This window comes from Marivivens niveibacter, from assembly GCF_002150005.2.
In the GTDB taxonomy this organism is placed as follows: Bacteria; Pseudomonadota; Alphaproteobacteria; order Rhodobacterales; family Rhodobacteraceae; genus Marivivens; species Marivivens niveibacter.
The window spans coordinates 104064-127129 of the sequence record NZ_MSPP01000006.1 but is presented as its reverse complement, the minus strand read 5'-3'; the positions used below and the strand labels follow the sequence as shown (position 1 = coordinate 127129).

The 23066-nt window shown below is 52.9% G+C and carries 21 protein-coding genes; 13 read left to right on the top strand and 8 right to left on the bottom strand.

Annotated features, from left to right (window positions below; all coding sequences use genetic code 11):
• Window positions 1-29 precede the first annotated feature (29 nt).
• A complete protein-coding gene (locus BVC71_RS14340) occupies window positions 30-833 on the bottom strand; it encodes a DeoR/GlpR family DNA-binding transcription regulator (RefSeq protein WP_086452387.1) in 804 nt (267 codons plus the stop codon).
• Between the two features lie 188 nt (window positions 834-1021).
• On the opposite strand from BVC71_RS14340, the gene BVC71_RS14335 reads away from it, so the two are divergent.
• Both BVC71_RS14335 and rhaI read left to right on the top strand, forming a co-directional pair.
• A complete protein-coding gene (locus BVC71_RS14335; RefSeq protein WP_086452386.1) occupies window positions 1022-3124 on the top strand; it encodes a bifunctional rhamnulose-1-phosphate aldolase/short-chain dehydrogenase in 2103 nt (700 codons plus the stop codon).
• 9 nt (window positions 3125-3133) lie between these two features.
• The gene (rhaI, locus tag BVC71_RS14330) at window positions 3134-4399 is read left to right on the top strand and encodes an L-rhamnose catabolism isomerase (RefSeq protein ID WP_086452385.1); all 1266 of its coding nucleotides are present in this window, start codon (window positions 3134-3136) and stop codon (window positions 4397-4399) included.
• A gap of 40 nt (window positions 4400-4439) precedes the next feature.
• Here the strand turns inward: rhaI and BVC71_RS14325 are convergent, their stop codons facing one another.
• Both BVC71_RS14325 and BVC71_RS14320 read right to left on the bottom strand, forming a co-directional pair.
• Window positions 4440-4838: a VOC family protein gene (locus tag BVC71_RS14325; protein WP_086452384.1), complete on the bottom strand. Its 399-nt coding sequence runs from the start codon at window positions 4836-4838 to the stop codon at window positions 4440-4442.
• 3 nt (window positions 4839-4841) lie between these two features.
• Complete coding sequence (locus tag BVC71_RS14320) at window positions 4842-5435, bottom strand: glutathione S-transferase family protein (RefSeq protein ID WP_086452383.1); 594 nt, start codon at window positions 5433-5435, stop codon at window positions 4842-4844.
• Window positions 5436-5574: 139 nt separating this feature from the next.
• On the opposite strand from BVC71_RS14320, the gene BVC71_RS14315 reads away from it, so the two are divergent.
• Window positions 5575-6480 carry a LysR substrate-binding domain-containing protein gene (locus BVC71_RS14315; protein ID WP_086452382.1) on the top strand — a complete coding sequence of 302 codons (906 nt, stop codon included), beginning with the start codon at window positions 5575-5577 and terminating at the stop codon, window positions 6478-6480.
• On the opposite strand, the gene BVC71_RS14310 is transcribed toward BVC71_RS14315, so the two are convergent.
• From BVC71_RS14310 to BVC71_RS14295, 4 genes are read right to left on the bottom strand one after another with little or no spacing between them, the layout of a single operon-like run.
• Window positions 6477-7526, bottom strand: coding sequence for a 4-oxalomesaconate tautomerase (locus BVC71_RS14310; protein ID WP_095531951.1), 1050 nt, complete (start codon window positions 7524-7526; stop codon window positions 6477-6479). The two genes, BVC71_RS14315 and BVC71_RS14310, sit on opposite strands and share 4 nt — an antisense overlap.
• The gene (locus tag BVC71_RS14305; protein ID WP_086452380.1) at window positions 7519-8190 is read right to left on the bottom strand and encodes a 4-carboxy-4-hydroxy-2-oxoadipate aldolase/oxaloacetate decarboxylase; all 672 of its coding nucleotides are present in this window, start codon (window positions 8188-8190) and stop codon (window positions 7519-7521) included. The genes BVC71_RS14310 and BVC71_RS14305 overlap by 8 nt, the downstream gene beginning before the upstream one ends.
• A 1-nt stretch (window position 8191) precedes the next feature.
• On the bottom strand, window positions 8192-9160 hold the full coding sequence (locus BVC71_RS14300; RefSeq protein WP_086452379.1) for a VOC family protein: 969 nt from the start codon (window positions 9158-9160) through the stop codon (window positions 8192-8194).
• Window positions 9161-9192: 32 nt separating this feature from the next.
• Window positions 9193-9924: a PIG-L deacetylase family protein gene (locus BVC71_RS14295; RefSeq protein ID WP_086452378.1), complete on the bottom strand. Its 732-nt coding sequence runs from the start codon at window positions 9922-9924 to the stop codon at window positions 9193-9195.
• 112 nt (window positions 9925-10036) lie between these two features.
• Between BVC71_RS14295 and BVC71_RS14290 the strand changes: the two genes are divergently transcribed.
• From BVC71_RS14290 to BVC71_RS14270, 5 genes are all read left to right on the top strand, one after another.
• Window positions 10037-11251, top strand: coding sequence for a LysR family transcriptional regulator (locus tag BVC71_RS14290; RefSeq protein WP_338036491.1), 1215 nt, complete (start codon window positions 10037-10039; stop codon window positions 11249-11251).
• Between the two features lie 110 nt (window positions 11252-11361).
• On the top strand, window positions 11362-12333 hold the full coding sequence (locus BVC71_RS14285; protein WP_086452376.1) for a TRAP transporter substrate-binding protein: 972 nt from the start codon (window positions 11362-11364) through the stop codon (window positions 12331-12333).
• A 6-nt stretch (window positions 12334-12339) separates the two neighbouring features.
• Window positions 12340-12843 (top strand): TRAP transporter small permease, encoded by a 504-nt coding sequence (locus BVC71_RS14280; RefSeq protein ID WP_086452375.1) that lies wholly within the window; start codon window positions 12340-12342, stop codon window positions 12841-12843.
• A 1-nt stretch (window position 12844) separates the two neighbouring features.
• The gene (locus tag BVC71_RS14275) at window positions 12845-14149 is read left to right on the top strand and encodes a TRAP transporter large permease (RefSeq protein ID WP_086452374.1); all 1305 of its coding nucleotides are present in this window, start codon (window positions 12845-12847) and stop codon (window positions 14147-14149) included.
• A gap of 173 nt (window positions 14150-14322) precedes the next feature.
• A complete protein-coding gene (locus tag BVC71_RS14270; RefSeq protein ID WP_086452373.1) occupies window positions 14323-16458 on the top strand; it encodes a malate synthase G in 2136 nt (711 codons plus the stop codon).
• 37 nt (window positions 16459-16495) lie between these two features.
• Here BVC71_RS14270 and BVC71_RS14265 read toward each other — a convergent pair whose 3' ends face one another.
• Complete coding sequence (locus BVC71_RS14265; protein ID WP_086452372.1) at window positions 16496-17368, bottom strand: NAD(P)-dependent oxidoreductase; 873 nt, start codon at window positions 17366-17368, stop codon at window positions 16496-16498.
• A gap of 342 nt (window positions 17369-17710) precedes the next feature.
• Here BVC71_RS14265 and BVC71_RS14260 point away from each other — a divergent pair, with 342 nt between their 5' ends.
• The 5 genes from BVC71_RS14260 (at window position 17711) to BVC71_RS14240 (ending at window position 23065) form a co-directional block, all read left to right on the top strand.
• On the top strand, window positions 17711-18334 hold the full coding sequence (locus tag BVC71_RS14260) for a helix-turn-helix domain-containing protein (RefSeq protein WP_086452371.1): 624 nt from the start codon (window positions 17711-17713) through the stop codon (window positions 18332-18334).
• Window positions 18335-18421: 87 nt separating this feature from the next.
• Window positions 18422-20011 (top strand): ABC transporter substrate-binding protein, encoded by a 1590-nt coding sequence (locus BVC71_RS14255; RefSeq protein WP_205905984.1) that lies wholly within the window; start codon window positions 18422-18424, stop codon window positions 20009-20011.
• A gap of 56 nt (window positions 20012-20067) precedes the next feature.
• Window positions 20068-21174, top strand: coding sequence for a M24 family metallopeptidase (locus BVC71_RS14250; protein ID WP_086452369.1), 1107 nt, complete (start codon window positions 20068-20070; stop codon window positions 21172-21174).
• Window positions 21168-22175, top strand: coding sequence for an ABC transporter permease subunit (locus BVC71_RS14245; RefSeq protein WP_086452368.1), 1008 nt, complete (start codon window positions 21168-21170; stop codon window positions 22173-22175). Before BVC71_RS14250 ends, BVC71_RS14245 begins: the two co-directional genes overlap by 7 nt.
• Window positions 22175-23065: an ABC transporter permease subunit gene (locus BVC71_RS14240; RefSeq protein ID WP_086452367.1), complete on the top strand. Its 891-nt coding sequence runs from the start codon at window positions 22175-22177 to the stop codon at window positions 23063-23065. The genes BVC71_RS14245 and BVC71_RS14240 overlap by 1 nt, the downstream gene beginning before the upstream one ends.
• Window position 23066: the final 1 nt, after the last annotated feature.

Here is a 23066-nt window from a genome sequence, read left to right as displayed (position 1 = left end):
GTATCCTCCCTAAAGTGTAACTGACGGGTCTAAGAGGCCGCCTCCTCTGCTGCCGCAGCCTCGACAGGGGCTACGATCAGCTTAACCTCTGCGGCATCCAACATGGCAGCCGCTTTATCAGTGATCCCCTCGTCCGTGATCACGGTGTCGATCCGGTCCAGCCCACACAGTACTAGGCTGCTGCGCTGGTCGAATTTCGAACTGTCCACCAAAACAACCAATTCATCGGCTTGGCCGATCAATTTTTGTTCTGCTTGGATCAGCAACGGGTCCGCTTCCATCAGGCCTAGTGGCCCGATGCCTTGGGCACCCATGAACATGCGGCGGGCATAGAAATTGCGGGTCACGTCGTTTTCAAACGGTGACAGCACAATATTCTGTTCGCGGTAAATAACCCCGCCCGACAGCATGATCGTGTTTTTGGTGTTTTTCAGCAAATGTTCGGCAATCGGGAACGAGTTGGTGAAAACCTGAACACGGCGCGTGGCCAACGGATGCACCATCTGGAACGTCGTCGTGCCGCCGTTGATGATGATCGGATCGCCGTCATCACACAATTCAACAGCTGCGCGCGCGATTGCTTGTTTCTGCTTGATATTGATCGTTTCGTTGATCGAAAACGGCCGACCTGCCAGCCCAACCACTTGTGGCGGGGTCAGCGCTTCGGCTCCACCACGCACGCGGCGCAGTTTTTTCGTTTCATGTAACGTCGCAATGTCGCGACGAATGGTGGCTTCGGACGCACCAGTCAGGCCACACAGGTCAACCACCGTCACGACCGGACGGTCCTGAACAGCAGATAAAATAACCCTATGGCGTTCTGTTTCGTGCATTGAGTCCTCCCTCGGGTTTGGATGTTGCGGGATTTTGACGCGCATTGTCAATCATTAAAAATCATTTCCAATCATTCTGCAGCTGCAAACGATCATTTATGATTGTTTATGATTGACATTCCGTCGCAGTCCCGTCAGTTTTGATTGGAAAGTTATTACCGCGTTTTTTTACGCGAAGGGAGGATATCATGTCGAATTCCGGTGCAAATCAGCGCCTTATTAACGGTTGGGATGACGCCAAAGCTGCATCCATGTCCGAGTCGGAGAAACTTTTGTACCGCTCGAACCTATTGGGGTCTGATAAACGGATCACCAACTACGGCGGCGGCAACACATCTGCAAAAGTCACGGAAAAGGACCCTCTGACTGGGGAAGAGGTAGAGGTCCTGTGGGTCAAAGGATCGGGCGGCGACGTCGGGTCGATCAAAATGGACGGATTTTCCACCCTATACATGGACAAACTGCGCGCCCTAAAAGGCGTCTATCGCGGCGTCGAATTCGAAGACGAAATGGTGGGCTACCTGCCCCATTGTACGTGGAACCTGAACCCGCGCGCAGCATCCATTGATACCCCCCTGCACGCTTATGTCCCGCGCAAACACGTGGACCACATGCACCCTGACGCGATCATCGCCATCGCAGCATCGAAAAATTCGCGCGAACTCACGGCCGAGATTTTTGGCGATGACATCGGTTGGCTGCCTTGGAAAAAACCGGGCTATGAATTGGGTCTGTGGCTGGAAAAATTCTGCGTTGAAAACCCCGACGCCAAAGGCGTCGTGCTAGAATCGCACGGGTTGTTCACTTGGGATGACGACGCAAAGGCGTGTTATGAACTGACGCTGGAAATCATCCAAAAGGCGATGGATTGGTTCGCCGACAAAACGGCAGGTCAGGCCGCATTTGGCGGTGCGGTACACACATCATTGGACGCTGATGCCCGCCGAGCGGTCGCCGCGAAACTGATGCCTGCGATCCGCGGCATGGTGTCGGGCCAACAGCACATGGTCGGTCATTTCGACGATCAGGATGCTGTGCTGGAATTCGTGAACTCCAAAAATATGGAGCCGTTGGCCGCGCTAGGCACATCCTGCCCAGACCATTTTTTGCGCACCAAAATCCGCCCTCTGGTCGTAAATTTTGACCCTGCACAGAACAACATTGAAGAGGTCCTAACGGGTCTGCCCGATCAGGTTGCCGATTACCGCGCGGATTATGCGGCCTATTACGACCGCTGCAAACATGACGATTCCCCTGCCCTGCGTGACCCGAACGCTGTGGTCTATCTGGTGCCTGGCGTCGGCATGATCACCTTTGCCAAAGACAAAGCCACCGCGCGCATTTCGGGCGAATTCTATGTCAACGCGATCAATGTAATGCGCGGATCGTCGGCTGTGTCCGAATACTGCGGCCTACCCGAACAAGAGGCATTCGATATCGAATACTGGCTGCTAGAAGAGGCAAAGTTACAGCGTATGCCAAAGCCGAAATCGATGGCGGGCCGTGTGGCATTGATCACCGGCGGCGCGGGCGGCATCGGCGCGGCAACCGCCCACCGTTACCTAACCGAAGGCGCATGCGTCATGCTGGCCGACATCAACGCAGACGCATTGGAGGAAGTCCGCGCAGGTTTCGCCAAAACATTCGGCGCGGATGTCGTGCGCACCGTGCAGATGAACGTCACGGACGAACAAGCGATCATTGATGCCTACGCCTATACTTCGGTCGAATTTGGCGGCGTGGATATCCTTGTGTCGAACGCAGGTATCGCGTCGTCGGCGCCTGTCGAAAAAACGTCGCTGGATCTGTGGAACAAGAACATGGACATCCTGTCCACGGGCTACTTCCTCGTCAGCCGCGAAGCGTTCAAGGTTATGCGCCAGCAGAACATCGGCGGGTCGATCGTGTTCGTCGCATCGAAAAACGGTCTGGCCGCATCGCCCAACGCGTCGGCCTATTGCACGGCCAAAGCATCTGAAATCCATCTGGCCCGTTGTTTGGCTCTAGAAGGCGCAGAGGCTGGCATCCGAGTGAACGTCGTGAACCCAGACGCCGTTCTAAAGGGGTCGAAAATCTGGGAAGGCGAATGGCTGGAACAGCGCGCAGGCACCTATGGCACGGATAAAGAAGGGCTAGAGGAAATGTACCGCAATCGGTCCATGCTGAAACGGTCGGTCCTGCCCGAAGACATCGCCGAAGCGGCCTATTTCCTTGCATCCGAAGCATCGGCAAAGTCCACTGGCAACATCATCAACGTTGACGCTGGCAATGTCCAAGCGTTCACTCGCTAGGGTGCGGCCATGAAGACGATAATCGAATCCGAAAACGCAAAACGCATCGACGATTTGAATGCAGATTACGATGCCGTTTGCGAACAGCTGGACCGCCGCGGTATTGATGCCGCTGCAATCAAAGAACGTGCAAAAACCTTTGGTGTCGCTGTCCCATCATGGGGCACCGGTACCGGCGGCACCCGTTTTGCCCGTTTCCCAGGCAAAGGCGAACCGCGCGATATTTTCGACAAACTGGACGACTGCGGTGTGATCCACACCCTGACCCAAGCCACGCCAAAGGTGTCGCTGCACATCCCGTGGGACAAAGCCGACCCAAAGGCCATGCTGGAAAAGGCAGGCGAATACGGTCTGGGCTTTGACGCGATGAATTCGAACACGTTTCAGGATCAGCCCGATCAGGAACATTCGTATAAATTCGGGTCGCTATCCCACAATGATGCCGCGACACGTCAGCAGGCCGTTGATCACAACATCGAATGCATCGAAATCGGCCAAGCCATTGGATCGAACGCTCTGACCGTGTGGATCGGGGACGGGTCGAACTTTCCCGGTCAAACCCACATGGGCCGCCAGTTTGATCGCTACATGGCGTCGATGCAGGACATTTATGGCGCGCTGCCCGACGATTGGCAGCTATTCAGCGAACATAAAATGTACGAACCCGCGTTCTATTCCACCGTTGTGCAGGATTGGGGCACGTCCCTGATGATCGCGCAGGAATTGGGTGACAAAGCCAAATGTCTGGTCGATCTGGGTCACCACGCGCCGAACGTGAATATCGAAATGATCGTGTCGCGCCTGATCCGCGCGGGCAAACTGGGCGGCTTCCATTTCAACGACTCCAAATACGGCGACGACGATCTGGATAGCGGCACCATCGACCCGTACCGCATGTTCCTAGTGTGGAATGAACTGGTCGACGCCGAAAGCCCCGATTTAAACCTATCGCATATGATCGATCAGTCGCACAATGTGACCGACCCGATCGAAAGCCTGATGATTTCCGCAATGGAAATTCAGCGGGCCTTTGTTCAGGCATCACTGGTCGATCGCGACGTGCTAACGGGATATCAGAACGACAATGATGCGCTGATGGCATCTGCGACTTTGCGCCAAGCATTCCGTACGGACGTCGAACCGATCTTGCAAATGGCGCGTCTGGAAACGGGCGGCGCGATTGATCCGATCATGACCTATCGCCAATCGGGATACCGTGCGCAGGTCGCCAGCATCCGCCCCAAAGTATCCGGCGCTGGCGGCGGTATTGTATAACAAATTAAAGGCCCGATTGATCATCCAATCGGGCCTTTGATCATAATAATTCATTAAACTCTAGTACGTTACCATCAGGGTCGCGGATGAAAATGACTCGCCTGCGGTCGCTATAAATCAAAGGCCCTCCAGTGATGTTGATCGCATTCTTTTCAAACATCGCGATCAAATCATCCATGTCAGTCACGACAAATGCAGCATGGGTGAACCCCGCCAGTTTCACTGGCTCATCCTGTAGCACGTTACGATTGTCAGGCTGTTTTGCACCATTGAAAATCAGGTTGATATAAACGCCCGCGTCATTGACCATTTCATTTGCATGGTACTGAGGTAGGTTCACTTCTTCGCGCCAACCAAGAGACTGGTAGAAAGCAATCGCGCGATCGCGATCTGTGACGCGTATCCCGACGTGTTCATATTGCGTGATAGAAAACCCCATGAATTATAGCTCTGGCATAGTCACGAACCGCGGCAATGATTTGATCCGATTGATCCATGCAGCGACATTTGGATGATCGCCCACTGGAATACGGCCTTCATGTCCCAATGCAACATAAGGGAAACAGGCAATATCCGCGATTGTTGGCCGATCTAGCGCGAGCCATTCTTTCCCTTCCAGCTGGGCCTCTAGCAATGATAGGACTCGCTTTGCTTTGTCTACGGCGAGCCCGTGGTCTAATTCATATCCAAATTTGTCGTGCAACCGCGCATCATTCGGGCCGCGTGCAATTTCGTTTTCGGCCATCATCACCCACTCCATGACCTGAGCCATGGATGCAGCTTCGGTCGGCAGCCACGCTTCTCCGCCGTATTGGCGCGCTAGGTAAATCAGAATGGCCTGACTATCGCGCAGAGTCAGAGCTCCGTCCGTCAAAATTGGAATTTCACAAAATGGGTTCATATCCGACAACGGCGGCTTTTTGTGAGCGCCCCCTAAAAAATCAACAGGAATCAGTTCATAGGGCTGACCAATCAGCGACAGAAACAGGCGTACTTTGTAGCAGTTACCCGATAGCTCTAGGTCGTATAGTTGCATCGTTTTCCTCCCAATCGGTGCAAGTGTTGTCGCATCAAAGCGTTATAGCGACAGGACTAAGGTAGTGTTTCGCCTTTGCCTGCATTCCGATAGTCGGTTGTTACGGATTATATGTTTCCATTTTTTGGAAAGGTCGTAGATGGACAAATTACGCGCCATGCAGGTTTTCAGCACCGTTGCACGGGCGGGCAGTTTGTCCGCTGCCGCCCGCGAAATGGACACTCCGCTGACCAACATCAGCCGCCAGCTGAGCCAGTTGGAACAACACCTGGGCCTTGCCTTGATAACGCGTTCTGCCCGTCGCATGGAATTAACGCCGGAAGGTCGCGAATATCTAACGGCCTGTCGGTTGATCATTGACGACATTGATCAGGCCGAGGCACGGATTTCAGGACAAATCAGCGATTTGAACGGCACAATCACGATCACAGCGCCCGAAACCTTTGGAAAAATTCATGTCCTGCCTATCGTGACAGATTTTCTGGAACAACATTCCAATATCGATATACGTCTGCTTTTGCAGGATCGACGGGTTGATATGATTGAAGAAGGCGTAGATTTGGCCGTCAGGATCGGCGCCTTACGGGATTCAGGCCATTTGGCGACATTTATCGGATCGCAGCGAATGGTGACCTGTGCTGCGCCTTCGTACCTTGCCAAATATCCCACGCCCCAAAAGCCATCCGACCTAAACAGCCACGTTTGTATTTGCTTTGCCGCACCGCCAAGTGGTCTGCGCTGGACCTATGACCATTCTGAACACGGCCGCAAAACGATACGAGTTCGGCCACGCCTTACAGTCAACTCAGCCGAGGCCGCAGTCAGTGCGGCTGTGAATGGTTTGGGCATAACGCGTGTCATCGGGTATCAGGCCGCAGAAGCCATCGCAAAAGGCCAATTAGTACCTGTTATTCCCAAAGCTGATAACACCGGAATACCGGTAAACATTTTGCGTTGGCCCAACCGAACAGCTCCGCGACGCGTTACTGCTTTTATTGAATTTGCCTCTGTCCGGCTACGCTCCAATTCACACGCAGCGCTTTAGCCGAAAACAAATCCCTGAAATAACTTTCGCGCGGTGCGCAATGTTCCCGCACCGATCACAGCGCCTTTTTCATCCCGAGTGATCACAACATCAGCAGCACCAGTCGGGTGTTCGATCGAAAATACATCACCTGTCGGCAAATTCGCCAAATCTGCAGCGGGAGCATTCGGCAGCGTGCAAGCCGTTGCTACCGAAACGGCCGCAAAGACACCAATCGATGCATGACAACGATGGGGTATAAAGCTGCGCGTGTTAATCACACCACCATGCTCTGCGGGACTAACCAGAGTCATTTTTGGGACCGATTTTTCGGCCACGTCGCCCAAGCCCATCATATCGCCAGCCTTCAAACGGATCGCCTCAATCCGTGATTTCAGATCGCTATTGGAATCCAGTTCTTCGCGAGTTTCAAAACCCGTCAGACCGAATGCATCGGCGCGCATGACGACAACTGGCATGCCATTATCGATCAACGTGCATTGCACGCCATCAATTACATCAACGCTATTCCCAGTCGGCAACAGCGCCGAGCACATAGATCCTGCCAAATTGGAAAACATCAAAGTAACGGGTGCATGGGTACCCGGCACTCCATCAATGCGCGCTGTACCGTCATACGTTAGAACGCCGTTAGGGGTTTGGATGATCGCCTCGGATAATTCTTTTGTGTTTTGCATGAAAATCCGCACCCGAGTTTCATTGCCACGGGGCTTCACAATGCCCATTTCTATCGCTGCGGGGCCAACACCAGCCAAAATATTCCCACAAGCCTGCGCATCCGACACAATCGGTTGATCCACAAACACCTGTAGAAACAAGTAATCGACGTCGGCATCTTCGCGCACGGATGGTGACAGTATCGCCACCTTGGAACACAGCGGATCGGCCCCACCAATACCATCAATTTGGAGGGGGTCAGGGCTCCCCATGATCCGTAACAACAGCACATCGCGTTCTGCTTCGCGAGATGGGAGGTCTGCCGCGTTGAAATAGGCCCCTTTGGACGTGCCCCCGCGCATCCATATGCAAGGGGTGCCATCAGACATATTTCAGGCCCATCGCCTCTAAACGCGGGCGCATGTCGTAAATATCAAGCCCCAATTCACCTGCGGCCAGCCGCACGCGCTTTGCCTCTTCGGCGTCCAAACGTTTCTGCGTCGCCTCTAGAACGGCATTCGCATCCTGACGACGAACAACACAAACACCGTCATCGTCTGCACAAATGATATCGCCCGCGTTGATTGTTTGACCTGCGCAAACGATTGGAACGTTCACATCGCCCAAAGTAGCTTTGACCGTGCCCTGGCAGGACACCGCTTTGGACCAGACAGGAAAACCCATTTGTTCCAGATCAACAGTGTCACGAACACCTGCATCAATGATTAAACCACGGCACCCACGTGCCTGCGCCGAGGTTGCAAGCAGATCGCCAAAATACCCGTTATCGCAAGGCGAGGTTGGCGCAAGCACCAGAACATCACCGGGCTGCAATTGTTCGATCGCAACATGAACCATCCAGTTATCGCCTGGCGCTGCCGAAATCGTGACAGCGGAACCCGCAATTTTCGCACCTTTATAGATCGGACGCATGTAGGAATGCAGGCAGCCAATTCGGCCTTGCGCTTCGTGTACTGTTGCAACGCCCGCCGCGCCTAGTGCGTCGATGACGGCTTGATCAGCCCGTTCGATATTTTGAACAACAACGCCCATATCAATGATCCTTTTCTACTGGCGGGGTGCCGTGGGTATGAAAGGATTCAATCGTTTTCAGACCCCAAGCTTGCCCCTTCATCCGGTCGGCCTGCGTCCATTTGATCGGTTTCCAATCGGGTGCCATGATCAGCCGCGCACCTGCATTTGCCAGTTCGACGCGGTTGCCCGCAGGTTCCCAAACATACAGGAAGAATGTGCCCTGAACTGCATGTTTGTGTGGGCCCGTTTCAATATGGACATTGTTTTGCAGGAAAATATCCGCAGCGCGCAGGATATCTTCGCGCTGGTCTGTTGCGTAGGTCACGTGGTGCAAACGCCCCGTCGCATCAGTATGATCTTCGGTACAGGCTAGATCATATGTTTTGTTGTTCACGGTAAACCAACAGCCGCCCAAACGGCCATTGTCCAGTTCGATGTATTCGGTCACGCGGCTGCCCAAACATGTTTCCATGAACCGTTTGAATTCACGTACATCGGTCGACAAAAGATTGAGGTGGTCAATACGACGTGGTGCGGCGCCTTTGAACGCCGATGCAGTATTTTTCAAAGCTGCGCGCTCGGCTTCGATTTGGGGCTCGTACCAGTTGGTTTCATAAAAAATTTCAAAGACATGTCCAAACGGGTCTTCGAACCGAAAGGCACGACCGTGGGACAGATCCCCGTCAACCCAGCCGTGTACTTTGTAATCACTGTCCTGAATTATCTGAACGCGGCGCTCTAACGCCTCGGGCGATGCGGCGCGATACCCGATATGCGCAACACCAGTCGTATCAGATTTGGTCAGTTTCAGCGTGCAGTATTCGTAATCGTCCCATGCCCGCAAATAGGCCGACGTGTCATCCTGACCAGATAGGACAAGCCCATAAACTTCGGTAAAAAACGCAAGGCTTTCTTCGAATTTATTCGTGAGCATTTCGACGTGGCTAAGGTGCGCCAGATCAAAGGACAGATTGGTTGGATCAGACATTTCGTTTCCTATGATTTCAGACGACAGGGCGATTATAGTTCGTCAACAGTGCGCGGGAAAATGCTTTGGAAACCTTCAGCATATTGGCAATCACGCCCACCCGATTGGCCACCCGAATTACGTTTGAAATGGTTCGCCCGTTGCTGCGCGACACGGGTGTAGTAATCCCAAAGATGAACCTGACCTTGGTTGCATTCCATCGCTTTGCGTTTTTTGTCCCACACAGATGTGATGTCCAGGAAATGGTCTGGCTTCCACCCCATCTGTTCGGTCTGATGTGGTTCAAACAGATACAGCTGCGGCGCACCTAGCACTTTTTGACCTGGGTTATGGCCCCACGCCTGGGCAATCATCCGCGCCTCTAACGCGATCTGCGTCATATACATGTGGTCGGTATTGTAGGGGTCATACTGGCTGTGGCTTAGCATGAAGGACGGTTGAACGTCGCGGATAAGGTCAACCAGCTTAAACTTATCCTCTTTTTCCATATGCAGGGGATAATCACCCAGATCAAAACATTCCAAACGCGCTACGCCCAAAGCATCGGCAGCGGCCTCTGCTTCGCCGCGGCGGATCGCTTTGACTTCGTCCAGCGACTTGCCTTCTTTCCATAGGCGTGCGCTTTCGCCACGTTCGCCAAAAGACAGGCACGCAACCGTCACATCGTACCCTTTTTCAGCGTGCAGCGCGATGGCCCCACCACAGCGCCAAACGAAATCAGCGGCATGTGCAGAAATAACAAGTGCGGTCTTTTTTGTGGTCATTGCGAACTCCCTAAGCTTCGCAAGTCTGTCCCATGCCGGTACGACACAGACAATTTGGTTTATTGCCAGTTAGGATAATTTTTGGTTATAGACAGCTTTACACTACCGCCTGATGACATGCTTTAACGGATCACATGTAGATATGCCGATTTCACGAAACCTGAGACATTTAAGAGTATTTCTGACGGTTTCTGACGTAAAATCGTTGACCCTAGCGTCTGATATCTGTTCCGTATCCCAACCCGCCGTCAGCCAAACATTACATAAGCTGGAAACCGAAATAGGCGGACAGCTGTTCAAACGCACGCGACAAGGTGCATTCCCCACGGAACGCGGAGAAGCATTAGCAAAACGCGTCAGACGTGCTTTTGCATTGTTAGATCCTGTTTTGAAAACGTTGTCCCCGCGCCTGCCCGTGACAGCAACGCACACGCAGCTTCAGGCGTTGGTCGCTGTTGCGGACGCTGAAAATTTTACGCTTGCAGCCAAACGGTTGGGCCTATCGCAGCCTTCCATTCATCGTGCCGTGAGCCAGCTGGAATCAGAATGCAATTCCACGCTATTTGAGCGTGCACAGCAGGGTATGTTACCCACCAAATCGGCCCTTGCCTTAGTTCAGGCCACGCGACTTGCTTTTGCTGAATTCGATCAAGCAGACGCTGATCTTGCCGAATTTGATGGACGCGACGCGGGCAAAATCGTTATCGGCGCCCTGCCGTTGTCACGTTCTGCAATACTACCCAAAGTATTGGCCAAATTTCGCGAAATTCGGCCTCGCATGGCAATTGAGATAAACGATGGCCCCTATGAGGACCTGCTAACCGGCCTACGACGCGGCGCGGTTGACGTGATCGTTGGTGCCTTGCGGACACCTGCGCCAATCGGCGACGTAAAACAGCAGGAACTATTTCGGGATTATCTCGCCTTTGTATGCGCACCCGACCATCCATTGGCGGGCCAAAGCGTGGAATTGTCCGAATTGACTGACCGCTCTTGGGTCGTGCCGCGGCTGGGATCACCATCACGGGATCAATTTGATGCCTATTTCAAACGCAGCGACACCCCACGCCCTTCGTCAATTATAGAAAGCGGTTCGGTCCTGTTTATGCGGGAAATGTTGTTAACCGCTGATTTTATTGCCTGCGTTTCCGGTGCCCAAGCACAAGCTGAGATCGAAAAAGGGTTATTGGCACGGATACATGTCGCGGGAAATTGGCCCGGACGCGCAATTGGGTTAACCACGCGTAATGAATGGGAACCTACGAAATCTCAGTCTATTTTGCTTGATTTACTACGCTCAGCGACCCCTATCGAAAACAAACTATAGCCAAAAGTTATACCGAAAACCACCAATTGAATTGGTTTTATTGACTGCCCTCTCTCACAAACTGGTGGCGAAAGGGCATTTGCCCTCATCGTCTGATTGGGAGGAAAGACATGCGTAAATTTACTGCTATCGCTGCAACCGCCGCCACCGTTTGGGGCTGCTCTGCAATGGCCGAAGACCTGAAATTCGCGAACTATATGCCGCCAATGCACCCCTACGTCGAAGGCGCGTTCCAGCCATTCGCCGACATGGTAAGCGAAGCCACTGGCGGCGACGTCACGGTGACAATCTACTCTGGCGGTGAATTGGGACCAGGCCCTGTAGAACAATATAGCCGCGTTGTTGATGGCGTTGCAGAATTGGCCATTTCGCTGGCGGGTTACACGGCATCGCAATTCCCGATGACCCTAGTTGCAGAACTACCTGGCGTTACGAACGAAGCAACGGGCACAGTTGATCTGTGGGAAAACATCGATCTGCTGGCAGATGAATATCGCCGCGTCAAATTGGTGTCGCTGTGGTCGAACGCAGGCAATGCATTGTACATGCGTGATGTTGCCGTGGATTCCCCAGACGACCTAGCTGGTTTGAAAATTCGCGTTCCATCGCGCAACGCCGGCCTAGTAATCGAAGCATGGGGCGCCACACCAGTATCTATGCCTGTCACCGAAATTTATAACGCAATGCAAACAGGCGTTATTGATGGTGCCTATATCGACACCACAGCAACCCGCGCTTTCCGTCTGGGCGAAGTTGCCAATTACCTGACCACTGGCATGGACACGACACATTCGCCATTCTTCATTCTGATGAACCGCGATGCATACGCAAACCTAAGCAGCGAAGAACAAGCTGCAATCGACGCAGCTGGCAAAGCGGCATCAATCCTTGCGAACCAAACACAGTTGGCAGTTGCAGCTGGCGGCATTGAATCTTTTGCAGCGACCGAAGGCAAACAAGTGATTGAGCTGACCGAAGAGCAAGCCGAAGCATTCAACGTTCTTTCGGCTGAGGTTACCGCCGCAGTCATCGCCGAAACAGGCGGCAACGCGCAAGCGATCGTCGACGCGCTGGCGAAGTAAAGAACGATGTTCGGATATCAAACCACGGCATGGGCGAAACTATTCGCCCGTACCAACTTTCTCCTCGCGGTTATTGGCGGCGTATGCCTGATCGGGCTTGTTGTCATCATCGCAGTCGGTGTGATCATGCGATACGCGCTTGGCACGCCTATCTTGGGCATCAATGAAATCGTACAGCTAACCGCGCTGGCCGTTGTCATGACGTCACTGCCCTACGCAACGCAGCATCGCGTGCATGTGTCTGTCGATGTGTTTGACACGTTTTTGGGCAGATTGGGCAGAAAGATTGGTGATATCTTTTCACGCCTGATCTCTGGCTACGTACTTTTTCTATTGGCCCGCCGCGCGTGGTTGAAATGCCTAGATGCGCTGGAATGGGGCGACGCGACAAATATGCTGAACCTGCCGATCTGGCCACTCTATGCAATTTTGTCTGTCGGCTCTGCATTGTGTGTCGCAGTTTTCGCCGCCGACATCGTTTTGATCCTGACGAACAAGGACTCCGAATAATATGACCGATACGACTGTTGGGCTGTTGGGCATTGCCGCCCTGTTTGCCCTAATGATTTTGCGCACGCCCGTGGCCTTTGCCATGCTAATCGTCGGTTTTTTCGGCTATGGCATTTTGGAGGGCATGCGATCTGCCACGGCACTGTTGCTAACCGAAAGTTATTCGGCAGTGTCGAATTATTCGCTGATCGTTGTTCCCATGTTCATCCTGCTGGGCAACATTTCATCTGTCGCGGGATATTCGCGCGGCCTTTATGATGCAGCGTTTGCTTGGGTCGGTCGGTTCAAAGGCGGATTGGCCTCTGCCTCCGTTATTGGTTGCGCCGCGTTTTCGGCCGTATCTGGGTCGTCTGTCGCGACCGCCGTCACCCTGGGCAAAGTCGCCTTACCTGAAATGAAGCGGGTTGGTTATGCTGATAGCCTTGCAACGGGGTCGATCGCTGCGGGCGGCACCTTGGGTTTCCTAATCCCGCCTTCCACGGGCTTCGTTCTATATGCCATCCTGACTGAAGAAAGCATTGGCCGCCTGTTTATGGCCGGCATCCTACCGGGCCTACTGCTAATGGTACTGTTTATGGCCGTGGTTTGGATTATAGCAACACTGGATGAGACCGCCGGCCCTTGTGGCGAAAAAGTCCCGTTTGGCGAAAGGTTCAAACTATTGATCGCCGCAGCGCCATTGCTGTTCGTCATCGTTGCCTCGATCGGCGGGATTTATTTGGGTGTCTTTTCACCTGTCGAAGCATCAGGGATCGGCGCTGGACTGGTACTGGTGCTGGCCGTTTTGCAACGCAAATTGACATGGGCAAGCTTTAAAGAGGCAGTGATGGGCACTCTGCAAACATCATCCATGCTGTATATGATCGTGATTGGCGCGAACATCCTAAACCCGTTCTTTTCGGTAACGCATATTCCGCAAACACTAGGCGATGGCTTGGGCAATTTGAATGTTGGCCCTTATGGAACGCTTGCGGTAATTTTGTTGGCTTATGTCGCGCTGGGTATGTTCATGGACGGCCTTTCGATGCTGGTCATCACCATCCCAATCGTATTTCCTGTGATTACAGGCATGGGTTTTGATCCGATCTGGTTTGGCGTTGTCGCTGTGATCGTTATCGAAATGGGGATGATCACGCCCCCTGTTGGATTGAACGTATTTGTTGTGCGCGGCGTTGCGGATGGCGTGCCGCTGACAACGGTGTTCAAAGGCGTTTTGCCCTTCTTGGGTGCCATGTTGGTCGCATTGCTTTTGATCATCGCGTTCCCGCAGATCGCGCTATTCATTCCAAACTCAATGTTTGGTTGACCTGAAAGCGCTTAAAAACTTGGCGTTTCTAGAAAACCATTAGAAACGCCAGCCCTTTATTTCATGACCTTATCAACACGTGGTCACAGCAGCCCACGTCGTGATGATTTTCGGCAAAGACCTCTTTTCGTTTTTTCTGCGATAGGCCACAGTGCCCGAAAAGGGGTGTCAAAATGGCGAATTATGTAAAACGAGCAGGACTGGACGTATCAGCAGATTTGGCTGCGCTAGTTGAAAACGAAATTCTATTAGGCGTGTCCCCAGACGATTTTTGGGCGGGATACGCCGCAATTTTGCGCGATCTGGTCCCCCTGAACAAAGCGTTGATTGAAAAACGCGATGAACTGCAGCGGCAAATCGACGATTGGTTTCGAGGTCAAAATGGACGCGATTTCGATGTCGCCGCATCGAAAAAGTTTCTGACTGATATTGGTTATTTACAGGCGGAGCCTGCACCTTTTGAAATTCATGTCAAAAACGTTGACCCTGAAATAGCAACCATCGCAGGGCCGCAACTGGTCGTGCCTGTCATGAACGCGCGGTTCGCGTTGAATGCGGCAAATGCGCGATGGGGTTCGCTATATGATGCGCTGTATGGCACCGATGCAATTTCCGGCGCGCCAAATGGCTCTGGCTATGACGCTGAACGGGGGGCACAAGTTGTCAGTTGGGCACGTGCACATTTGGATGCAGTCGCACCATTGGCGCAGGGATCTTGGGCTGATGTGACAAAATTGGATGCTGGCGAAACGCTTGCCGTTTTGGTTGGCGACACGCCTACTTCGCTGGCTGACGACAACCACTATGTAGGTTACCGCGATAATGGCGATGTGATGTTACGGGTGAATGGCTTGCTCATTCACATCTGCATCGACCCAAACAGCCCAATCGGTGCAACCGATGCCGCAAGCATCGCAGACATCCGTTTGGAAAGCGCCCTAACCGCGATCCAAGATTGTGAAGATTCCGTTGCAGCAGTTGATGCCGAAGACAAATGTGTCGTCTACGCAAACTGGCTAGGCCTGATGCGGGCCGACCTGTCTGAATCATTTGAAAAAGGCGGCAAAACAATTACGCGCCAATTGAATGACGATGTGACTTATGTCGGGCGCGACGGGGAACAGGTGACGCATCCAGGTCGTGCACTGATGTTGGTGCGCAACGTCGGACACCTGATGACAAATAGTGCCGTTCTAATGGACGGTGAAGAAACCCCAGAAGGCATCATGGACGCCGTTATCACGGTTGCTGCGGCGATGCATGACCTACAAAAAACCGATGGCATTCGCAACTCGCGGTCAGGCTCGGTTTATGTGGTCAAACCGAAAATGCACGGCCCCGAAGAAGTCGCCTTTTCCAATACCCTATATGCCCGTGTCGAAGATATGTTGGGCCTACCGCGCAACACGGTAAAACTGGGCATCATGGACGAAGAAAGGCGCACGTCAGTGAACCTAGCTGCCTGTATTGCTGAGGTGAAATCACGCTGCGTTTTCATCAACACTGGTTTTCTTGATCGTACAGGCGATGAAATCCATACCATGATGTACGCTGGCCCTGTCATTCCGCGCGGGCAAATGGCCAGCAGCGGCTGGCTTGGTGCTTATGAAAACGGGAATGTGGATACTGGTTTGGCGGCTGGACTGATCGGACAAGCCCAAATCGGCAAAGGCATGTGGGCCAAGCCAGATGATATGGCCGAAATGCTAAAGGTAAAAATCGGACACCCCAAATCCGGCGCGACCACGGCGTGGGTACCATCACCAACCGCTGCAACACTACACGCGACGCATTACCATCACGTAAATGTCGCTGATGTTCAAAAGACCCTTATGGACCGCGAAAAAGCATCCAAAGACGCGTTATTGACCCCGCCAATTATGATGTCGCACGATCTGTCACCTGAACAGATTACCCGCGAATTGGACAACGCGTGCCAATCAATCTTGGGCTACGTGGTCCGTTGGGTCGATCAAGGCGTGGGTTGTTCGAAAGTACCCGACATCGACGATGTGCCCCTTATGGAAGACCGCGCAACATTGCGGATTTCGTCGCAGTATCTTGCGAATTGGATCGAACACGGCATCTGTACCCAAAACGATGTCGAACAGGCGTTCAAACGAATGGCTCCCAAGGTCGATGCCCAAAACGCAAACGATCCGAACTATCGCGCCATGGCACCGGCATTCACAGGCGAAGCATTTAATGCAGCGCGGGCGCTTGTATTCGAAGGCATCGGGCAACCATCTGGCTATACCGAACCGTTGCTTTATGCCGCGCGATTGCGTGTGAAAGCTGCCCAATCGTAAATCAAAAACGGCAGGGAATTACCTGCCGTTTTTCATATCACCCCAGATTGCGCATTCGTTTGAAAAGGGCCGAGGTATCCCAGCGACCGCCACCCATTTTTTGAACGTCTTTGTAAAACTGATCGACCAACGCTGTAACCGGCAAGCTCGCGCCATTTTCATCCGCAGTCGACAGACAAATCCCTAGATCTTTGCGCATCCAATCCACTGCGAAACCGTGTTCAAAATGATCCTCTAACATGGTTTTATAGCGGTTCGACATTTGCCAACTGCCTGCCGCGCCTTGGCTGATGACTTCGACAACCGCCTCTCCATCCAATCCCGATTTTTCGGCAAAATGCAGCGCTTCGGACAGCCCTTGGACCAAACCTGCTATCGCGATTTGATTGCACATCTTGGTTAATTGGCCTGATCCGCTGTCACCGATGCGACGACAAATTCTGGCATAGGCCGCAATAATCGGTTCCGCCGCATCAAAATGCGCCTGCGATCCACCGCACATCACGGATAAAACGCCATTCTCGGCACCCGCCTGACCGCCCGAAACAGGCGCATCGACAAACCCAATGTCATTTTGTTCGGCAACAGCAAATAATTCCCGCGTAACCGCAGCGGATACTGTTGTGTGATCGACGAAAACAGAACCCGCATCCATGCCAGAAAAAGCACCATCATCACCCAGACAAACACCGCGCAAATCATCGTCATTACCGACACAGGCCATGACGAACTCTGCACCCGACGCAGCCTCGCGCGGGGTAAGCGCAAGAGTGCCCCCATGTTCGGCAACCCATTTTTCAGCCTTGGCAGTAGTGCGATTATATACGGTCACGTCATGGCCTTTGGACTGCAAATGCCCAGCCATTGGATACCCCATCACCCCTAGGCCAATAAACGCCACTTTTGCCATTTTGAGTCTCCATCACGATCAAGTTTCTTTGTGGATCATCTGGCAAAAAATCACAGCGATCCCGTTCCAGCGCATGTTGGACCACCGGCTTGCATTGTACAACCTGTGTCAGTTTCTGTGAAAGCCGCTGGTTTACGCCACGTGAATTTCGCAAAGGTGCATTTACATTTTAGCAAAATGAAAAGTCTAAAAAATACATCTAATATACTGTTAAATAACAAATAATTTTTCCCCGACGCATGAGTGTTACAACCTAAACATTGCTCGGCTTGGTAAATATTTTTACCAACAGTAAAAATTTTTTATTGATTAATTTTACCGGCCGTTCAAAAAATCTGGCCTATGACACAATCTACACACGACAAAACTGTTTGCCTGCAACTGGGCTCGCTGGTTCATAAGCGGCGCAAACAAATGGGTCTGACGCTTCAAAAATTGGGCGATGCGGCAGGTGTGTCGGTTGGGTATGTAAGCCAGATTGAGCGTGGACTAGCGGTGCCGACGTTGGGCACTTTGGCGCAAATCGCCGATGGGCTAGACGTCACGATCGAATATTTCATCAAAACCCCAAAACCAACGGACGCTATTAGCCGCGCAGAAACACGCGAACGATTTTCTGTCGCAGGATCATCAATCACATACGAAACACTAGGCAGCGATTATCCCGGGTCCGAGATGTCTTCGTACATCATGCATGTCCCTGCGGGATATCAATCCGAAATAGTCTCGCACGAAGGCGAAGAAATCATTTTCATCCTTGATGGCCAAATTGAACAAACATTGGATGGCCAACAATTCACTATGACGGCTGGCGACAGCCTACATTACAGCGGCGCCCTACCCCACAGTTGGGCCAATCACACAGATAAATCCGCTCGTATCCATTGGACTGGGACGCTCAGCGTTTTTGCTAAAAACCAAAATCGCCGCCCCACCACCAAACGAGAGGCAAAAGAATTGTCCTGACCCCATTTCGGTCAGGCAAAACCGCGTCTGCGGAAAAACGGCACGTCAGATGCCGGACATTACCTAAACCCAACATTGGAGAGTAAAATGTCATTCAAGACCAAACTACTCGGCATGGCTGCGGCCTGTGTCGTGACAGCGGGCGCAGTTAATGCCCAAGCGCTGGTTTATTGTTCCGAAGGGTCACCCGAAGGTTTCGACCCTGCGCTGTACACTTCGGGCACCACATTTGATGCGTCCAGCCACCCGATCTATAACCGCTTGGTCGAATTCAAAGTCGGCACCACCGAAGTGATCCCTGCCCTAGCAGAATCCTATGAGGTGTCCGAGGACGGCATGACCGTCACCTTCACACTGCGTCAGGGCGTTTCGTTCCATTCGAACGCAAACTTTACCCCAACCCGTGATTTCAACGCAGACGACGTCATTTTCTCGTTTGATCGTCAGGGCAACCCAGACAACCCATACAATCAGGTTTCGGGCGGCACTTGGGAATATTTCGGCGGCATGTCTATGCCTGACCTGATTGAAAGCATCGAAAAGGTTGATGATTACACCGTAGCGTTCCATCTAACCCGCCCAGAGGCACCGTTCATTGCCAACATGGCAATGGATTTCGCATCGATCGTGTCCAAAGAATACGCCGATGCGATGCTAGAAGCTGGCACACCAGAAATGCTGAACCAAGATCCAATCGGCACTGGCCCGTTCACATTCCAAGCCTACCAAAAAGATGCGGTCATCCGTTATCTGCGGAACGACAGCTACTGGGGCGATCCCGCGCTGGTCGAAGCGCTGATCTTTGCGATCACACCGGATGCATCGGTACGTTACCAGAAAATTCAGGCGGGCGAATGCCACGTCATGGCCTATCCGAACCCTGCTGATATCGAAGCGATGCAAGCGGACGAAGACGCGGTCGTGCTGGAGCAAGAAGGTCTGAACGTCGGCTACCTGGCCTACAACACCCAAGTCGCGCCGTACGATAACCCTGATGTTCGCCGTGCGTTGAACATGGCAATCGACAAACAAGCCATCATTGATGTTGTATTCCAAGGTTCGGGCCAAATTGCGAAAAACCCGATCCCGCCAACCATGTGGTCCTATAACGAAGCCACAGTTGACGACGCCTATGATCCAGAAGCCGCAGCAGCCATGCTGGCCGAAGCAGGCGTCGAAGATCTGTCCATGAAAATCTGGGCAATGCCTGTTCAGCGTCCATACAACCCGAACGCACGCCGTATGGCTGAACTGATGCAGGCCGATTTTGCTGAAATTGGTGTGGACGTTGAAATCGTATCCTACGAATGGGGCGAATACCTAGACCGTTCCAAAGATGTAGATCGCGACGGCGCTGTCCTGCTGGGTTGGACTGGTGACAATGGCGATCCCGACAACTTCTTGGCCGTTCTGCTGGGCTGTGACGGCGTTGGCGGTTCGAACCGTGCGCAGTGGTGCTATGAACCGTTCGAAGACGTGATCCAAGCGGCAAAAACCGAAAGCGATCAAGCGGCGCGCGCGGCTTTGTACGAAGAAGCGCAGACCATTTTCAAAGAGCAAGCTCCTTGGGCAACCATCGCGCATTCGGTCGTGTTCATGGTCACCCGCCCAGAGGTTGAAGGCTATGTTGTGCACCCACTGGGCGGCCACATCTTTAACCAAGTTGGTTTGAACTAATCTATCCGACATTGGGGCCGGCGTTCGCGCCGGTCCTTCTCAAACCCGAGGGCCAAATGACCGATCCCCTTTCCCACAGATTTGCCGAATATGGCGCCGTTGCGAAACGCATGGGCGTGGATGCGATTGTGCTTGTCCCCGGACCGAATTTCACCCGCGTCGTGCGTCATCCGTTTATGAGCCACGAACGCCCGCATGTGATCGCGATCTGCGCTGACGGACGTACCGCTGCGATCGTGCCAAACCTTGAACTACAAAGCTGGGGTTTGGTGGGTTTTGACGGGCCAGTATTCGACTGGCGCGATCAAACGGGTTATTCCACCGCTTTTCACGACTTTATGGCTTATTTAGCCGTCAATAAAATCGCGGTCGAAGGCCAAGTCATGCGGGTTTTCGTTCATCACGCATTAAAAACAGCCCAACCCGATGTGCAGATCATCGACGCTGAAACCGAAATTTCCGCTCTGCGGATGATCAAAACCGATGATGAAATCGCAGCCATGCGAACGGCCATCGACATTTCAGAACGCGCCTTGGACCTCACATTGGACTCAATTCGACTGGGCGATACCGAAAAAGATATCGAACAACGCTTGATCCTGAACTTATTCGCCCAAGGCGCGCAGGATCATGCGTTTCGCCCCATTGTTGCCGCTGGCGAAAACGCAGCCCGCCCCCACGCCGAAGCCAGAGATGTAGCTATCAAATCAGGTGATGCGCTATTATTTGATTTTGGCGCACGCTGGGGCGGTTTCTGCGCCGATATCACGCGCACGGTTTTTGTCGATCACGTCACAGACGATGACGCCGACATCTATAACACCGTTCTAGCCGCGAACCGCAAAGGCCACGAAATAGCCCGCGCAGGCATTACCGCCCATGAAATCGACGATGCCGTGACGGGTGTGTTAGAGACATCGCCCCATGCCGAATTTATCCGCACCAAAACAGGCCACGGTTTGGGCCGAGAGGTTCACGAGGCCCCATACATCATGCGCGGAAACCAGATGGTTTTACCCGCAGGCACCGTCTTCACCAACGAACCCGGTCTTTATGTGCCGGGCCGTCTGGGTGTTCGCATCGAAGATGACGTTCTAATCACCAATGACGGCTGCGTTTCCCTGACAAACTATCCAACAGACCTAAGGGTGCTATCGTGCTAAAATACATCGCCTCTCGTCTGCTGACCTTCGTTCCAACATTTATCGGCGTCACGCTGATATCTTTTGCCTTTATTCGCATGTTGCCCGGTGATCCGATCATCGTGATGGCGGGCGAACGCGGTATGACCGAAGAACGCTATGCAGAACTTGTGACTCAATACGGGTATGATCGCCCAATTTTAACCCAGTTTTGGGACTATCTGACCGGCGTGTTACAGGGCGATTTAGGCACCTCTTTCGTTACAAAAAAACCGGTTTGGGATGAATTTTTCGCCCTGTTCCCCGCGACCCTAGAATTGTCCATCTGCGCAATGGTCTTTGCTATTATGCTGGGGCTGCCTGCGGGTGTAATCGCGGCCGTAAACCGCGGAAAATTTTTTGATCGAACGCTGATGTCTACTGCACTCATCGGGTATTCGATGCCGATTTTCTGGTGGGCTCTGCTGTTGATCATCATCTTCTCAGGCACGCTGCAATGGACCCCTGTATCGGGCCGCATCGACCTGATTTACTATTTCCCGAATGCGACAGGTTTCATGTTGTATGACGCGCTGATGTCGGGACAATCGGGTGCGCTGTGGTCCGCTATTCGTCACCTCATTCTGCCAACCATCGTGTTGGGCACCATTCCGCTAGCCGTTATCGCCCGTCAAACCCGTTCCGCAATGCTAGAGGTCTTGGGCGAAGATTACATTCGTACGGCCCGTGCTAAAGGCATGTCACCAAACAGGGTCAACGCCATCCACGCGTTGCGCAATGCACTTATCCCAGTTGTGACCGTGATTGGCCTGTCAGTTGGCACATTGCTAGCGGGTGCGATCTTGACCGAAACCATTTTCAGTTGGCCAGGCATTGGCAAATGGATGGTCGATAGCATTTTCCGCCGTGATTATCCCGTTGTTCAGGGTGGCCTGTTGTTGATCGCTGTCATGGTCATGATCGTGAACCTGACCGTCGATGTCCTGTACGGCATCATCAACCCTAAAATTCGGAAACGCTGATGAGCCTTGCGACAAACACCCCCGCCCGCCCCAGCGCATTGCGTGAATTCTGGTATTATTTCCGCGAAAATCGCGGTGCTGTTTTCGGCCTAATCGTATTCGGTGCGTTTTTGGTCATCGCGGCACTGGCTCCATGGATCGCGCCTCATGATCCAACCATGCAATATCGCGAATATACATTGGTTCCCCCCGTCTGGCAGGAAGGCGGGAGCTGGACGTTCCCATTGGGAACCGATCCATTGGGTCGCGATATGCTATCTAGACTGATTGTCGGCGCTCGGTTTTCATTCTTTGTCGGGATTGTGGTTGTCACCATCGCATCCGCAGGTGGGATCATCATTGGACTGATCGCGGGTTTCGCGCCGCGATGGGTCGATACACTGATCATGCGCCTGATGGATATCGTTCTGGCGTTTCCTTCGCTGTTGTTGGCGCTGGTTCTGGTGGCTGTTTTGGGCCCTTCGCTGACCAATGCGATGATCGCCATCGCGATTGTTCTACAGCCACATTATGTGCGCCTGACCCGCGCATCGGTCATGGCCGAGCGCCAAAAAGACTACGTTACATCGGCCCGCGTCGCTGGCGCTGGCTTGTTCCGACTGATGTTCGTGACCGTGCTGCCTAACTGTCTAGCGCCCATTATTGTTCAGGCGGCTCTATCGTTTTCGACTGCTATTCTAGACGCCGCAGCGTTGGGATTTTTGGGCATGGGCGCACAGCCACCAACGCCTGAATGGGGCACGATGCTGGCCGAAGCCCGCGAGTTTATCTTGCGCGCATGGTGGGTCGTTACGTTCCCCGGCATTGCAATCTTGATCACCGTTCTGGCGATCAACCTTATGGGCGACGGTTTACGCGATGCCCTAGATCCAAAACTGAAAAGGAGCTGAT